We start from the raw sequence: 14720 nt of genomic DNA on the forward strand, positions 1-14720 counted from the left end.
TTTGCCTGAGGCTTCCTTCAGATTCCACCTCACGGTGGACACCCTTGCCTTCGGCTAACACTTCCAACTGTAATGGCGTGTTCGGGACTTGCACCCTAGAGTTATCGCCCATGCCGGGCGCACAACAGAAAGCCTTAGAAATAACTTCTAAGGTTTTTTTATTGAAATGAATAAATATTCAACGGAGTAATACAATGCGTTAACCTTCTATCCCATTCATCAACGTCTGAAATACATTGTACAGGCTCAAAAAAACTAATGCCGTAAGATTTGATATCAGGCCTACATTTACTCAAAAACCGATCGTAAAAACCTTTTCCATATCCTACACGATTACCTTTTATATCGATGACAAGTAAAGGCACAAATGCTAAATCAATTAATATTTCGTCCACTAATTCTCCCTTTACAGGTTCTAAAATACCATATGCATTCTCTATCAGCTCTGTCTTATCATTTAGAATATAATTTTGCATATAACCATTTGTAAAGTCTGATTTTGAAATAACAAGTTGAATATGTGGATGGAATTCGCGTAGCCACTTAATCAATCGGGTCGTATCAGGCTCATTGAATTTTTCTAAGGTCAAATACACATGTACATACGTATATTTCTCCCAGTCTAACATTCGCAACTTCTCAAATAGCTGATCATTTAAAGTAGCTTGATCTTGAATACTAAGATTGTTTCGACGTTTTTTATACTCTTTACGTAACTCGGATTTGGTCATAATTAAAGGTATTAAATAAAAAACGGCCTTGTAGCTGGAGTACTAACAAGACCGAAATAATCAACCTAAACCTAATTTCTTATATGTATTATTTTACACGCTCGATGTAATCACCAGTCGTAGTGTCTACTTTTACCTTATCTCCTTGATTGATGAATAAAGGAACATTGATTTCGACACCTGTTTCAACAGTTGCTTTTTTCAATGCGTTAGTAGATGTATCACCTTTCACCGCTGGCTCTGTATACGTAATCTCTAATTCAACACTTTTAGGAGCTTGGGCCATTATAGGTTCCTCACTTTCAAAAGCTACGATTACGTTCATACCCTCTTTCAAAAATCGTGCCGAACTTCCGAATAAAAATTTAGGAATATTGAATTGTTCGTAAGTAGCATTATCCATCACTACAAAAAATTCGCCATCCTCATATAGATACTGATAATCATTAGTCTCTACACGAGCAATTTCTACCGCCTCGTCTACACGAAATCTATATTCAACTAATTTTCCAGTTTTAACGTTACGCATTCTGGCTTGATAAAAAGCACGTAAGTTTCCTGGTGTACGGTGTATATATTCTTCAACAGTTACTAATTCACCATTGAAACGTAAAACATTTCCTGATTTTACTTCTGAAGCTTTAGCCATTTGATTTATATTATTGTTAATAAATTATAAATGCAAAAATAGAAAAAACTATGCGCTTATAAAAACGATTGGCTTACTTATAGGAAGTAATGGAGAATTTTTCATCACAAAAGCTATATTCCTTCTCCTGATTGGATCCAATGATCAACAATCTGTCGGTTGAAGAAGTAGCCTTCACGAGATTCAAATACCAATCTTCGCCGGAGGTATCCAAATTGGATGTAGGTTCATCCAAAAATAATATCTTCGAGTCACTACAACAGGCTATTGCTAATTTAACACGTTGTTTCATGCCCGAAGAAAAGAATTTAAGCCCTTTATTAGCAGACTTTTCCATGCCCAACAGATTAACGATGGATTTAGCATCGTAACCGGATAGATAATTTTTGAATTTGAAATGGAAATCCAACAATTCATTCAAGGTGAACTCTTCTATAAGCTCGATATAAGGTGCTGCTATAGACACGTATGAATAAACAGTATCTACCTCGATAGAAGAAGATTCAACAGTATATTCAAGTTTTCCTTCACTAGGCGTAAGCTGCCCAGTCAATACTTTGATAAGCGTTGATTTACCCGAACCATTAGGTCCAAGGATGGCATAAGATTGTGATGAGGAGAAGGTATAATCTATACCTCTGAAAATCCATTCTTGATTAAACCTTCTCCCTAGATTTTGTAAAGTTATCTTCAATAATCTTTCTTTTAATTGATTAAACTCCAGTTTTACCTGTGTTGAATCCTCGAACCACACCTCGATTCGAGCTGCGAACAAATCCTAAGATTTCATCTCTAATTTCGGTCGCCTCAAATTCAGCTTCTACAATATCTAATGCTTTAGATAAATTTCTATGCTGAACAAAAAGTACACGATAGATATTTTGAATCTCAGAAATCTGATCCGAAGTATATCCTCTACGACGAAGTCCTACAGAATTGATACCCGCATAAGAGATAGGTTCACGTGCTGCTTTAATAAATGGAGGAACATCTTTACGAACTAAAGTACCACCAGTCACAAACGAATGGGAACCAATTTTACAAAACTGATGCACCGCAACTAGTCCAGCTAATACCACGTGATCACCAACAGTGATATGTCCCGCAAGAGTACTTGAATTTGAAAAAATACAGTTATCTCCCACAATACAATCATGTGCAATGTGGCTATAAGCTTGTATAAGACAATTTTTTCCGATTACAGTTTTATATCTGTCTTTTGTGCCTCTATTGATAGTGACACATTCACGTATTGTTGTATTATCACCGATTTCGGCAGTAGTGATTTCACCTTCGAACTTCAAATCTTGAGGTTCTCCTGAGATTACAGCGCCAGGGAAGATACGGCAATTCTTCCCGATTCGAGCCCCGTCCATAATGGTCACATTAGACCCTATCCACGTACCCTCGCCAATTACAACATCCCTATGTATCGTGCTAAATGGCTCAATCACGACATTTTCAGCAATCTTTGCTTCAGGATGTATATACGATAAAGGTTGTATCATTATATTTTGATTATTTCACTTTTACTATTTGAGCCATTAATTCGGCTTCGCTCACTATTTTCTCCCCTACCATGCCTACACCTTTCATACGAGCAATGCCTCTACGAATTGGCTCTAACAATTCGCAACTGAATATAATGGTATCTCCTGGATGCACTTGATTCTTGAATCTTGCATTTTCAATCTTCAAGAACAGTGTCAACCAGTTTTCAGGATCTGGAACAGTATTCAAGACCAAAATACCCCCAGTCTGTGCCATCGCTTCAATTTGCAAAACCCCAGGGAATACTGGAGCTCCTGGAAAATGCCCCATGAACAAATCTTCGTTCATTGTCACATTCTTCAATCCCACTACATGAGTCTCTGACAATTCGAGAATCTTATCTATCATCAAGAATGGTTGACGATGTGGAAGGATTTTCATGATTTGTACGGTATCGTATACTGGCTTAGCATGAATATCGTACGTATTTATTTTTTTCTTGTTTTTGTCTCTTTTGATTTGATTTTTAATGCGTTTAGCAAAAGCTACATTGGCTGCATGACCCGGTCTTGCTGCCATAATATGTCCTTTCACAGGACGACCAACTAACGCTAAATCACCAATCATATCCAACAGCTTGTGACGCGCTGGTTCATTTTGATATCTTAACTGAATATTATCCAAGATACCTTCATCTGCTACAGTTACACGTTTGTTAAATAGAGTTTGAAGTTTATCCAACTCTTCTGTTGATACTTCTCTGTCTACTATAACGATAGCATTGGATAAATCGCCACCTTTAATTAGATTATTGTTAACAAGTGCTTCTAGTTCATGTAAAAAACAGAAGGTACGCGATGATGAAATTTCTTTTTCAAAATCATCAATTGAGCTAATAGACGCATGTTGACTTCCTAACACTGGTGAATTAAAGTCAATCATACAAGTTAAACGGTAGCCATCTAAAGGCATACCTACGATTTCAACTTTGCGGTCAGGCTCCGAATAGTGGATATTTTCTTTTATTTCGTAAAAATCTCTATCGGCTTCTTGATCAACAAATCCGACTTGAGTTAATTTTTCGATAAAAATGCTTGAGCTACCATCTAAAATCGGAACTTCTGGACCATCTAGATCAATCAATACATTATCTACTTGAAGACCTACTAAAGCGGCCATCAAATGTTCGATTGTACTTACTGACGCTCCATTTTCAGAAATAGTAGTACCTCTTGATGTATCTGAAACGTTATCTGCGTCAACCGATACTATAGGTTGATTTTCTAAATCAACTCTTCTAAATTTGAACCAATGATTCTCAGGAGCTGGTCTTAAGGTTAAAGTAACGGATTTACCAGTATGTAAACCTATTCCAGAAATTGTAACCTCAGATTTTATTGTCCTTTGCTTTGTGTTCATTTCATCCATTTTATGGTAAATAGTTTTATTTGTCTTTCAAAAGTTTTTCTAATTCAGCGATACGCTTTTCCAATTCGGGTAATCGAGTATAAATTACTTGCGATCGCAATTGGCTAGTGTACGGTGCAAATGGAGAACCTCCCCATTTTTTAAATGATTCGGTAATACTACGGTTAATTCCAGATTGTGCCTGTACTTGGGTACCATCAGCAATACTGATATGACCAACTACCCCAACTTGTCCTCCTAACACCACTTGCTTACCCACTTTGGCGCTACCAGAAACACCTGTTTGCGCGGCAATAACTGTATTAGAACCAATTTCTACATTATGGGCAATCTGAATTAAGTTATCCAATTTCACACCTTGATGAATGATTGTAGATCCTAACGTAGCTCTATCAATTACCGTATTAGCTCCTATTTCTATATTGTCTTCCAATACCACATTACCGATTTGAGGTATTTTCTCGTATGAACCATCTGCTTGAGGTGCAAATCCAAACCCATCACTGCCTATTACGGATCCAGAATGGATGGTAACATTGGAACCTATTACACAATCGTAATAAACAGTTACACCTGGAAACAAAATGGAGTTATCTCCGATTGTAACATTGTCTCCAATATATACACGCGGGTAAATCTTTACGTTATTACCTATTTTTACATCTCTACTGATGTACGAAAAGGCGCCAATATAGCCCCCATCACCGATCTGTGCTGTCTCGTGTACGAAAGCTTGATCTTCACGACCTGCACGCTCTACACGCAAGGCATGATAAATTTTCAATAATTCTGAAAAAGAGGTATAAGCATCTTCTACACGAATTAAAGTGCTTTTAACAGGCTTTTGTAATACTAAATCTTGATTTACTATTACAATACTTGATTCTGTTTCGTATAAATAATGCTCATATTTGCGATTTGACAAAAAAGACAATGCGCCTTCAAAACCCTCTTCAATTTTGGCTAATTGTGATACCAAAGCTTCTGGATTTCCCTCTACTGTCCCATTTAATAATGTCGCTATTTGCTCCGCTGTAAACTGCATGTACTACAAATGTATCTTTTTTTCCTGAAAATAATTTAATCTTTTGGGCTCTCTTCCAACTCAACAAAGCCAATTTCTTTGGGATATGTCAAGGCATACTTCACCACTTTTTTAGATAAAGCTTCTAAATTGGATAAATCAGATGCTTCTGCAATATCCACTAATTGCCCTTTGTTATTTACGATACGAATAGGTTCCTTTTCAGCGCTATAAGCCGAATTGTGTATGACCTGTTCATAAATAAAGTATTCTAATTCTCTATCGCTTAACCCAAAATAAGCTTTAGTTTTATTTTTATACACTTCGATTTCTTCTTCAGCAAAAGGATTAGATCTTAGTTCTGTACGGAATAAGTCTCGACGTAATATTTTTTGACAAAGTGTACTCAGTATGAAATCATCATGATCTACCCAACATTTCAATGCTGAAAGTATATCAGTATCATCCAATTTGGTAAACCAATTCAAATGTATTTCATCCGATATAAAATTTGTCGCATTGATTCTATTTTTCAAAAAGTGCTGCAAGGCTGGTGTTGCAAAAAGCTCAACTCCTTGATTACTCATTTCCTTCGCTCTTTTTAGTGCTTTTATCAGCATTTGCTCTGCTCCAATAACTGTTTTGTGGAGATAAACCTGCCAATACATTAACCGGCGAGCAATCAAAAATTTCTCTACCGAATAAATCCCCTTCGATTCGACGACCAACTCATCATTAACAACAGTTAGCATCTTAATGATACGATCAAACGAAATGACACCTTCAGAGACACCTGTAAAAAAACTATCTCTATTTAAATAGTCCATTCGATCAGTATCCAATTGCCCGGAGACTAATTGATGTAAAAATCGCCTTGAGTAATTGTCATTGAAAATTGTAATAGCTAAAGATAAATGACCTTTAAATTCTTCATTCAAGCGATCCATCAACATGGATGAAATTACTTCGTGAGACACGCCTTCAATCAAAGTATGCTCTAAGGAGTGACTAAATGGGCCATGGCCTATATCGTGCAGCAAAATAGCAACTAATACCGCCTCCTCCTCTTCTTCGGATATCAACACATCTTTACTGCGCAACGTATCAATAGCCAACTGCATCAAATGCATTGCTCCTATGACATGCTGAAAACGCGTATGCAAAGCACCTGGATAGACCATGTGCGTCATACTCACTTGCTTGATATATCGTAAACGTTGGAAATAAGGATGCTGAATCAGATCAAAAATAAAACCTGACGGTATTGAAACAAAACCGTATACGGGGTCATTAATGATTTTTTTCTTATTCAACAGTCTTTTACCTTATGAAGTTTGTTATCTTTATACTTATGCTACGGTTTTTCCAAAGAACACCTAATCTAAGTTAAATGCAAAGATATTAAGATTACAGTTAATTAATGTTAAAAAAAGGTAGTTATTTGGAATATAAGTACAATTCTAACTATTATACATATTAATTGCGTGAGCAAAGTAGTCAATTATACTCTTTTGATTGACGATTTTGTTCTTTTCAAATTAGCGTATTCAAAATGGCAAAAACACATATATTGTGGGCAGACGATGAAATTGAATTTCTCAAACCCCACATTCTACTTCTAGAAGACAAAGGATATAAGGTAAAAACAGTGAACAACGGAACAGATGCTGTAGAAGCATTCCGCAACGAACCTTTTGATTTAGTTTTCTTGGATGAAAATATGCCAGGACTTACTGGATTAGAAACATTAAGCATTCTTAAATCTATTAATCCCACTATTCCGAACGTTTTAGTCACCAAAAATGAGGAAGAACACCTCATGGAAGAAGCAATCGGCGCTAAGATTGATGATTATCTTATAAAACCCGTAAACCCAAAACAAATCCTTATAACAATCAAGAAATTCACTGAGAACAAACGTATTGTGAATGAAAAAACATCAATGGCTTATCAACAAGAGTTTCAAAATTTAGGTTTATTGATCAATGATGGGTTGGATTACAAAGGCTGGGTAGAAGCCTACAAAAAGCTTATTTATTGGGAACTTTCGTTAGAAAAGCTTGAAGACGACAGCATGCATGAGATTCTTCAGACTCAGAAAGCAGAGGCCAATAATATATTCTTTAAATACATCGAAAAGAACTATATCAACTGGATGAAAAATCCAGAGGAAGGCCCTATTCTTTCACATCAATTGTTCCGCAAAAAAGTCCTTCCAACATTAAATGAGGAAAGACCTACTTTCTTCTTTTTAATAGACAATTTGCGATATGACCAATGGAAGCAAATCAATGATGTGATAACAGATTATTTCCGTCTTGAAGAAGAAGATAATTATTACAGCATTCTACCTACGGCAACACAATATGCGCGCAACTCTATCTTTAGCGGACTTACGCCCTTAGAAATGTCCAAAAGATTTCCAGATTTATGGCAGAATGATGAAGATGAAGGTGGCAAGAATTTAAACGAAGACAAATTTTTAGCCGATCAATTAAGAAGGTTGTACCGAAAAGAGATCAAGCACAGCTACACCAAAGTTTTGACTTTAGAACAAGGACGGGATGTAGTAGACAATTTGAGCAATTTGATGAATAATAATCTCAATGTCTTGGTATATAATTTCGTCGATATGTTGTCACATGCACGCACAGATATGGCCATGATACGAGAATTAGCAAATGATGAGGCGGCTTATCGTTCATTGACGCTCTCTTGGTTCGAACATTCTCCATTATTAGATGCTTTGAAATGGCTTTCGCAAAAGAACGTGCGGATAGTAATAACAACGGATCATGGAACAATACGTGTCAAGAAACCAAGTAAAGTAGTTGGCTATAAAAACACAAATACCAATCTACGGTATAAACAAGGTAAGAACCTAAACTATATCGGTAAAGATGTTTTTACAGTAAAAAATCCTTTGGAAGCACAACTTCCTTTGTTGCATATGACTTCAATTTACTTGTTTGCAAAAGATGATGTGTATTTTGTCTACCCTAATAATTACAATCAGTTTGTCAATTATTTTTTAGGAACATTTCAGCACGGAGGTATTTCACTCGAAGAAATGATTATTCCTTATGCCACTTACATTCCAAAATCATAATTTTGCAACATGAAAATAGAGGTAAAAGATTTAGGTGAATTAAAAGAAGCAGCTCAACAGGTAGTTAAAACATTTTCGGATGATCGCATATTTCTTTTTTACGGAAGTATGGGTGCAGGAAAAACAACATTTATCAATGAGCTTTGTCTTGCTTTAGGTGTCACCGAACATACTTCTAGCCCAACATTTTCTATTGTAAACGAATATAGTATACCTCAAGGCAGTATTTATCACTTTGATTTTTATAGGTTAAAGAATGAAATGGAAGCCCTTGATATGGGCTACGAAGAATATTTTTATTCAGGAGATTACTGTTTTGTAGAATGGTCTGAAAAAATCCCTAATCTAATACCGCTTCATTATGTTAAAATCGCAATTGAGGTATTGGAAAACCAACATCGACTTATTACCATCGAAAAAAAATAATTTTTTTTTCGAACTCATGCAACCTTTCTCCAAATCCTTGCGTCTTCCTATTAAACTAACATCAATTGGAGAATATTAACTTAAATAGAATATGGCAAAGCTGTCAGGCGCAGGATAAAAAATCGCAAGCGCAACTTTATTCTATTTTCTCCAAAAAGATGTTTGTGGTGTGTATGCGCTATGCGCAGACAACACTAGAAGCGGAAGACATTCTTCAAAATGGATTCATAAAAGTCTTTACTAAGCATCATTTATTTGATGGCAAAGGATCATTGGAAGGTTGGATAAAACGTATCATGGTCAATACAGCTATAGAAAGCTATCGTCAGAGCAAAGAGAAATATACGGACAGCATCGGCGAGCAACATGAAAACACGATTCATAGTCACTTGACAAGTGACACCAGTTCATACAAGGACTTATTGAAACTCATAAAAGAATTACCGCTTGGATACAGAACTGTTTTCAACTTGTATGCTATTGAAGGTTACAGTCACAAAGAAATAGCAGAGATGTTGGGCATTTCGGAAGGAAATTCGAAATCTCAACTTTCCCGAGCAAGACAGGCATTACAACAAAAATTGATAAAAGAAAACACTATATAATATGGAGTCACAAGATTTAGACAAATTATTCCGAGATGCTTTCGAGCAAGCGGAAGAGACACCAAATAACCGTGTTTGGGAAGGTATTGAACAAGAATTAGCTAAAGAGAAAAAGATAATTCTTTTTTACATCAAATATAGAGCCCAACTTTCTATAGCAGCGACATTGCTTCTGTTTTTCGGAATAGGATTGACATTCTATAAAAAACCTATTCCTACTGGGAAAGAAAAAATTGAAGAGGTGTTGACTGCTATTGAAAATAATAATGAACCTTCTAAAAGCGAAGAAATTAATGCTCAAGAGAAACCTGAGGTTGTAGAATCTATCCAAGAAAGCTCAAACTATTCTCCAAAAAGATCGGTAGCGAAAAATATGGAAGAAAAGCTTCCCGTTAAAGAAGAACTTGCAGCAATTAACCATTTTGAACGCTATGCTACCGAGGAGGCTAAAGAAAATTTGCAAACAGATCATTTATTAGCAACCGTAGAAGCGGATATCGTGGTAAAACCAAATTATACAGAAGAAGTAAAAATAATTGAGCACTTAATTGAAACACCAAATTCATATACTTTCGCTGCACCAAAAGAAGAAACAAAATCTTCTATTGTCACCAAAGTATTAAATGGAATAACCAAGAATATTTTAACAAAAAGCATCGATATCCAAGATAATAAAGAAATCGAATTTAGAAACGACGAAGAAGGATCCATAACACTCAATATATTCAATTCATTAGCAAAAAAATAACCTAATATATATAATCATGAAAAAGATCTACAACATAACGAGTACCTTACTTATTTTATTCAGTATTGTTAATATTGCCGTCGCACAAAGCTATACTTCCACTGTAACAACCATCACTTCACAGGATTCAACTGTTGTCAAAAAGAAAACTGATATAGAAATTTCTATTGGTGCAAAAGATGGCGATGAAACCACAAAATATCCTCGTGCCTTTGGTGGAATTACCTTTTCAAGAATAGATTGGGGATTCTCCAGAATCATGGATGACGGAGCATTTACTTTATCAGAAGATAATCAATTCTTGAAATATAAAAAAGCATCAAACTTTGGTTTTGATGTAGCGCAATTCGGGCTTCGTGCAAGCGACAATTTCAAAACTTATATTTCAGCTGGTTTTGAATGGAATTATTTACGATTAGAGAAAAATATCTTGCTGAATGAAAATACCTCTCCAATTTCTTATGAAGACGGGGATGTGGAATATAAAAAGAATGTTTTTACCACAACTTACTTCCGCATGCCTTTAACTTTCGAATGGAGAAGTGACAAAAACAGGAAAGGAGAACGTGTAAAAGTGGCTTTTGGTGCGATGACAGGTGTCTTATTAAAAGGTACACAACGTTTGAAAAGCAAAGAAAATGGTAAACAAAAATTCAAAGATAATTACAGTTTAGCTTCATTCCAATACGGACCTTTCATTAGATTAGGTTACGATGATTTCGGAATCTTCGCAAAATATTATGTAAATGATTTCTTTGAAAAAAGTCCAGCGCAGAAAAACCTTAACAATTTAGCATTTGGTATTAGTTTAGGATTTTAATCCAAATAATTCATTTATAAAACCTATTTTTATGCCGAAAGAAATTTTCGGCATTTTTATTTTATGGCTACTTCATCTTGTCAATATATTCCTACGGATACTCAAAAATTGGGCGTTGCTGCAATTCACGGAGAAAATCTTACTTCGATTTTTACTGGAAAAGAAGATGTAACAGCTGTTGACAATGTATCGTTTGATATTGAAGAGAATAAAATAACCGCAATAATTGGAGAATCAGGAAGTGGCAAAAGTACACTCCTAAAGCTTATTTATGGACTGTTGGAACCTAATGAAGGAGAAGTTCGCTATAAAGGCTGGCTGGTTCCTACACGCAAAGACAAATTGATTCCAGGTCACGACGCCATGAAGATGGTGTCTCAAGGATTTGATGACCTTAATTTATATGCTAAAGTCTGGGATAACATTGCATCCCAACTTCCAAATACCAATTTGGATTACAAACAAAGTCGCACTGCCGAAATCTTAAAGAAACTACGTATTGACCATTTAGCTCAACATAGAGTTGCTGATTTGAGTGGTGGAGAACGTCAGCGAGTAGCTATTGCCCGTGCTTTAATCAATGACCCAGAAGTGCTGCTTATGGACGAGCCATTCAATCAAGTGGATGCCGCATTTCGCGATGGCTTACAACAGGACATCAAGCAAATTGTAATGGAAACGGGATTGACTGTTATTTTGGTCTCTCATGATCCTGCAGAAGTCCTTGCAATGGCGGATGCATTAATCGTTATGCGCAATGGTAAAATTGTCGATGCTGGAAACCCAAAAGACTTATATTTTCGACCTAAACATCACTATACTGCGATTTTATTAGCAAAAAGCAATATTCTTTCTCCCAAACAAGCTTTAATACTGAATATTCAGCAAGAAGACTCTGTTGCTATACATCAGGAGTGGATCAATGTAAAAGAAAATCGGAATTCAACCTTCAAAATCTTAGACATCAAATTTAGAGGGTTTTATAGTGAGTATGTTTTAGGAAATAAAGAAATTAGCTTACACGCTATAGTTAAAACAGAAACTCCTCTTCCTATAGGAACAGGAGTTGATATAGATATTCTAAATTTTATTTCTTTTCCAGTTCAGCTTTAATAAGCTCTACCATTTTTGAGAATTCTTCATCTTCGAATCCAATGGATTGATAGATAATCTTTCCGGATCTATCCAATACAACATTTCGAGGAATAGATTGCTCTGCAAAAAGACCGAACACTTCACGTTTTAAGTCTGGAAACACAGGAAATGTATATTTATTTTCATCAATAAAAGGATCAATTTTTTCCCATCCTTCTTCTCGTGCTAATACAAAAACGGCTAAGTCTTTATTGGATTTTAAATCATCCCAAATTTCCTTTTGTAACCTTGGTAATTCTTTCCTACACGGAGGACACCATGTCGCGAAGAAATTCAACAAAACAACTTTACCTTTCAGGCTTTCAGAACTAATTAGTTGATTATTTTTAGCTTTAACTTCAAATTTTGGAGTTTGTTCCCCTAAATTAACTTTCCACTCTTGAGCTTTTGTTGTTATAAACGAACATACAATTAACCCAATAATCCATAATAGTTTTTTCATAGTTTAACATTTTCTAACCATTCAAGCATATTTTCAAACCAATCCAATGGTTCTTGCTTGTTATTCATTCCAAAACCATGCCCACCTTTCTCATATACAAATAAATAATTAGGAATTTTATACTTATTTAGCTCATTCTGATAGCGAAGGCTGTTTTCAATAGGCACTGCTTTGTCGTCTTTTGCATGGATTAAATATGCCGGCGGAGTCTTTTTATTAATATTCTTTTCATTAGAAAAACGAATCACATCTTCAGGCTGAAAATCTGGCCCTATCAAATTTGTTTTGGAGCCATTATGGGTAACACCATCTTCCATAGAAATTACAGGGTACACCAACACCGAAAAATCAGGTCTTAAATCTTTTGAAGACAAATTCTGATGGTTATAATCAGAGGCAAAGTGTGTAGACAATGTTGAAGCTAAATGCCCACCTGCAGAGAACCCTAATACGCCAAATTTAGGCTTCTTAATTTTTAATCCCTTCACATATTCTTTGACAACAATCAAAGCTCGCTGAGCATCTTCAATGGGCGCAATACGCTTATCGATTTGTTGTTTTGAAGTTGGTAATCGATATTTAAGCACAAAAGCACAATACCCTTGCTCATTTAATCGTTTGGCAACTTGATGCCCTTCATGATCCATAGCATGATGGGTATATCCTCCTCCCGGAAGGATTAAGAATATTTTAGAATGTTTGATTTCTTGCGGGATGTAACTATACAGCTCAGGGGTATTTTTCTCAATATTGGCCGTGTCTTTTAGGTTAGGAATAACTGAATACAAGGCTATTTTATCCTGTGCCTGCAAAAATCCATACAATAATGTCATGATTAAGGTAAGATGTAATTTCATAGGTTTATTGATTAGCGACTATCATCAAAGATAAATCTTTATAAGCTATATTGAATCGATCAGCAATATCTTTGTTTGTCAAACTTCCTTGATAAAGATAAACCGCATTTCTGATCCCAGCATGACTCCATATCAAACTGCTGAAACTTCCGCATTCACCGATTTGTAATAAAATTGGCGTAAAAATGTTTGTCAAAGCATATGTGGCTGTACGGGCAACACGAGAAGCAATATTAGGTACACAATAATGAATCACATCATATTTCCTAAAAACAGGTTTATCATGGGACGTGATTTCTGAAGTTTCAAAACAACCACCTTGATCAATTGACACATCAATGATAACAGAATTTGGCTTCATTTCCGAAACAGTTTCTTCGGAGATAAGGCATGCAGAACGACCATTCTTTGCTCTTAAGGCACCAATTACGACATCACAAGATTTTATTGCTTTGTTCAAAATGAGAGGTTGTATGACAGATGTATACACGCGTGAACCTATATTGTTCTGCAACCTTCGAAGTCTATATACCGAACTATCAAATACTTTAACCTCCGCCCCTAATGCTATTGCAGTTCGAGCTGCAAACTCACCTACCGTCCCCGCTCCAATGATGACTATTTCAGTAGGAGGAACACCAGTAATACCACCTAGCATTAACCCTTTGCCATCAAAAATATTAGAGAGATATTCGGCCGCGATTAAAATAGAGGTTGCTCCTACAATTTCACTCATCGCTCGGACTACTGTCAAATGGCCGCCTTCATCTTGTAAATATTCATAAGATAATGCGGTGATTTGTTTTTTCATCAATGCCTGCAGCACTTCCTTTTCCAATAAGCTAGGTTGCTGGGATGACATTAAAATCTGCTTATTACGCATCATTCGAACCTCTTCAACCGTAGGTCCTGCTATTTTAATGACGATATCAGCATTATAAACCTGAGTGGAATCATAGACAATCTGAGCTCCTTGTTCGCTGTAATGGTGATCTAAAAAATTAGAACAATCTCCCGCCCCAGATTCAATAATTACCCGATGACCATATTCGACTAGCAAGGCTACTGACAATGGTGTCAATGCAATACGCTTTTCTTGAAAAACCGTTTCCTTGGGAATACCAATAACTAATTCTCTTTTAGTCTTATTATTAGATTTTAATAATTCTTGAGTTTGTCCCAACACACTTTCTTCGATTTTTGCCATATCTTCATTTTTCCTATAATTTGCCTAT

General features: G+C 35.8%; 16 protein-coding genes. 6 read left to right on the top strand and 10 right to left on the bottom strand.

The window, feature by feature from the left end; genetic code table 11:
- Positions 1–158 precede the first annotated feature (158 nt).
- From H8B04_RS09830 to H8B04_RS09860, 7 genes are all read right to left on the bottom strand, one after another.
- Positions 159–731, bottom strand: a complete 573-nt coding sequence (locus tag H8B04_RS09830; RefSeq protein WP_190302245.1) for a 5-formyltetrahydrofolate cyclo-ligase — start codon at positions 729–731, stop codon at positions 159–161.
- An 88-nt stretch (positions 732–819) separates the two neighbouring features.
- On the bottom strand, positions 820–1380 hold the full coding sequence (efp, locus tag H8B04_RS09835; protein ID WP_165290335.1) for an elongation factor P: 561 nt from the start codon (positions 1378–1380) through the stop codon (positions 820–822).
- Between the two features lie 73 nt (positions 1381–1453).
- The gene (locus H8B04_RS09840; protein WP_165290336.1) at positions 1454–2074 is read right to left on the bottom strand and encodes an ABC transporter ATP-binding protein; all 621 of its coding nucleotides are present in this window, start codon (positions 2072–2074) and stop codon (positions 1454–1456) included.
- Positions 2075–2093: 19 nt separating this feature from the next.
- Positions 2094–2888 carry an acyl-ACP--UDP-N-acetylglucosamine O-acyltransferase gene (lpxA, locus tag H8B04_RS09845; RefSeq protein WP_165290337.1) on the bottom strand — a complete coding sequence of 265 codons (795 nt, stop codon included), beginning with the start codon at positions 2886–2888 and terminating at the stop codon, positions 2094–2096.
- Positions 2889–2898: 10 nt separating this feature from the next.
- Entirely contained in the window at positions 2899–4290 is a 1392-nt protein-coding gene (locus H8B04_RS09850; RefSeq protein WP_190302246.1) for a bifunctional UDP-3-O-[3-hydroxymyristoyl] N-acetylglucosamine deacetylase/3-hydroxyacyl-ACP dehydratase, read from the bottom strand.
- A 25-nt stretch (positions 4291–4315) separates the two neighbouring features.
- Positions 4316–5344: a UDP-3-O-(3-hydroxymyristoyl)glucosamine N-acyltransferase gene (lpxD, locus tag H8B04_RS09855; RefSeq protein WP_190302247.1), complete on the bottom strand. Its 1029-nt coding sequence runs from the start codon at positions 5342–5344 to the stop codon at positions 4316–4318.
- Between the two features lie 35 nt (positions 5345–5379).
- Positions 5380–6636 carry an HD domain-containing protein gene (locus H8B04_RS09860; RefSeq protein WP_190302248.1) on the bottom strand — a complete coding sequence of 419 codons (1257 nt, stop codon included), beginning with the start codon at positions 6634–6636 and terminating at the stop codon, positions 5380–5382.
- Positions 6637–6875: 239 nt separating this feature from the next.
- Between H8B04_RS09860 and porX the strand changes: the two genes are divergently transcribed.
- From porX to H8B04_RS09890, 6 genes are all read left to right on the top strand, one after another.
- On the top strand, positions 6876–8432 hold the full coding sequence (porX, locus tag H8B04_RS09865; protein WP_190302249.1) for a T9SS response regulator signal transducer PorX: 1557 nt from the start codon (positions 6876–6878) through the stop codon (positions 8430–8432).
- A gap of 9 nt (positions 8433–8441) precedes the next feature.
- The gene (tsaE, locus tag H8B04_RS09870; RefSeq protein WP_190302250.1) at positions 8442–8858 is read left to right on the top strand and encodes a tRNA (adenosine(37)-N6)-threonylcarbamoyltransferase complex ATPase subunit type 1 TsaE; all 417 of its coding nucleotides are present in this window, start codon (positions 8442–8444) and stop codon (positions 8856–8858) included.
- Between the two features lie 65 nt (positions 8859–8923).
- A complete protein-coding gene (locus tag H8B04_RS09875; RefSeq protein WP_190302251.1) occupies positions 8924–9463 on the top strand; it encodes an RNA polymerase sigma factor in 540 nt (179 codons plus the stop codon).
- Between the two features lies 1 nt (position 9464).
- The gene (locus H8B04_RS09880; protein WP_190302252.1) at positions 9465–10211 is read left to right on the top strand and encodes a hypothetical protein; all 747 of its coding nucleotides are present in this window, start codon (positions 9465–9467) and stop codon (positions 10209–10211) included.
- A 16-nt stretch (positions 10212–10227) separates the two neighbouring features.
- A complete protein-coding gene (locus H8B04_RS09885) occupies positions 10228–11031 on the top strand; it encodes an outer membrane beta-barrel protein (RefSeq protein ID WP_190302253.1) in 804 nt (267 codons plus the stop codon).
- 63 nt (positions 11032–11094) lie between these two features.
- Positions 11095–12144 (top strand): ABC transporter ATP-binding protein, encoded by a 1050-nt coding sequence (locus H8B04_RS09890; protein ID WP_190302254.1) that lies wholly within the window; start codon positions 11095–11097, stop codon positions 12142–12144.
- Here the strand turns inward: H8B04_RS09890 and H8B04_RS09895 are convergent.
- The 3 genes from H8B04_RS09895 to H8B04_RS09905 are packed head-to-tail and all read right to left on the bottom strand — an operon-like array spanning position 12119 to position 14692.
- Positions 12119–12628 carry a TlpA family protein disulfide reductase gene (locus tag H8B04_RS09895; RefSeq protein ID WP_165290347.1) on the bottom strand — a complete coding sequence of 170 codons (510 nt, stop codon included), beginning with the start codon at positions 12626–12628 and terminating at the stop codon, positions 12119–12121. The two genes, H8B04_RS09890 and H8B04_RS09895, sit on opposite strands and share 26 nt — an antisense overlap.
- A complete protein-coding gene (locus tag H8B04_RS09900; RefSeq protein WP_165290348.1) occupies positions 12625–13485 on the bottom strand; it encodes an alpha/beta hydrolase in 861 nt (286 codons plus the stop codon). The genes H8B04_RS09895 and H8B04_RS09900 overlap by 4 nt, the downstream gene beginning before the upstream one ends.
- Positions 13486–13489: 4 nt before the next feature.
- The gene (locus H8B04_RS09905) at positions 13490–14692 is read right to left on the bottom strand and encodes an alanine dehydrogenase (RefSeq protein WP_190302255.1); all 1203 of its coding nucleotides are present in this window, start codon (positions 14690–14692) and stop codon (positions 13490–13492) included.
- Between the last annotated feature and the right edge of the window lie 28 nt (positions 14693–14720).

The organism is Sphingobacterium litopenaei (genome assembly GCF_014692495.1).
Classification (GTDB): domain Bacteria; phylum Bacteroidota; class Bacteroidia; order Sphingobacteriales; family Sphingobacteriaceae; genus Sphingobacterium; species Sphingobacterium litopenaei.

Bases quoted from the DNA above. Each gene is read 5' to 3' on its own strand.
- H8B04_RS09830 (WP_190302245.1), bottom strand. From the start codon at position 731: ATGACCAAATCCGAGTTACGTAAAGAGTATAAAAAACGTCGAAACAAT.
- efp (WP_165290335.1), bottom strand. From the start codon at position 1,380: ATGGCTAAAGCTTCAGAAGTAAAATCAGGAAATGTTTTACGTTTCAAT.
- lpxA (WP_165290337.1), bottom strand. From the start codon at position 2,888: ATGATACAACCTTTATCGTATATACATCCTGAAGCAAAGATTGCTGAA.
- H8B04_RS09850 (WP_190302246.1), bottom strand. From the start codon at position 4,290: ATGAACACAAAGCAAAGGACAATAAAATCTGAGGTTACAATTTCTGGA.
- lpxD (WP_190302247.1), bottom strand. From the start codon at position 5,344: ATGCAGTTTACAGCGGAGCAAATAGCGACATTATTAAATGGGACAGTA.
- porX (WP_190302249.1), top strand. From the start codon at position 6,876: ATGGCAAAAACACATATATTGTGGGCAGACGATGAAATTGAATTTCTC.
- tsaE (WP_190302250.1), top strand. From the start codon at position 8,442: ATGAAAATAGAGGTAAAAGATTTAGGTGAATTAAAAGAAGCAGCTCAA.
- H8B04_RS09880 (WP_190302252.1), top strand. From the start codon at position 9,465: ATGGAGTCACAAGATTTAGACAAATTATTCCGAGATGCTTTCGAGCAA.
- H8B04_RS09885 (WP_190302253.1), top strand. From the start codon at position 10,228: ATGAAAAAGATCTACAACATAACGAGTACCTTACTTATTTTATTCAGT.
- H8B04_RS09890 (WP_190302254.1), top strand. From the start codon at position 11,095: ATGGCTACTTCATCTTGTCAATATATTCCTACGGATACTCAAAAATTG.
- H8B04_RS09895 (WP_165290347.1), bottom strand. From the start codon at position 12,628: ATGAAAAAACTATTATGGATTATTGGGTTAATTGTATGTTCGTTTATA.
- H8B04_RS09900 (WP_165290348.1), bottom strand. From the start codon at position 13,485: ATGAAATTACATCTTACCTTAATCATGACATTATTGTATGGATTTTTG.
- H8B04_RS09905 (WP_190302255.1), bottom strand. From the start codon at position 14,692: ATGGCAAAAATCGAAGAAAGTGTGTTGGGACAAACTCAAGAATTATTA.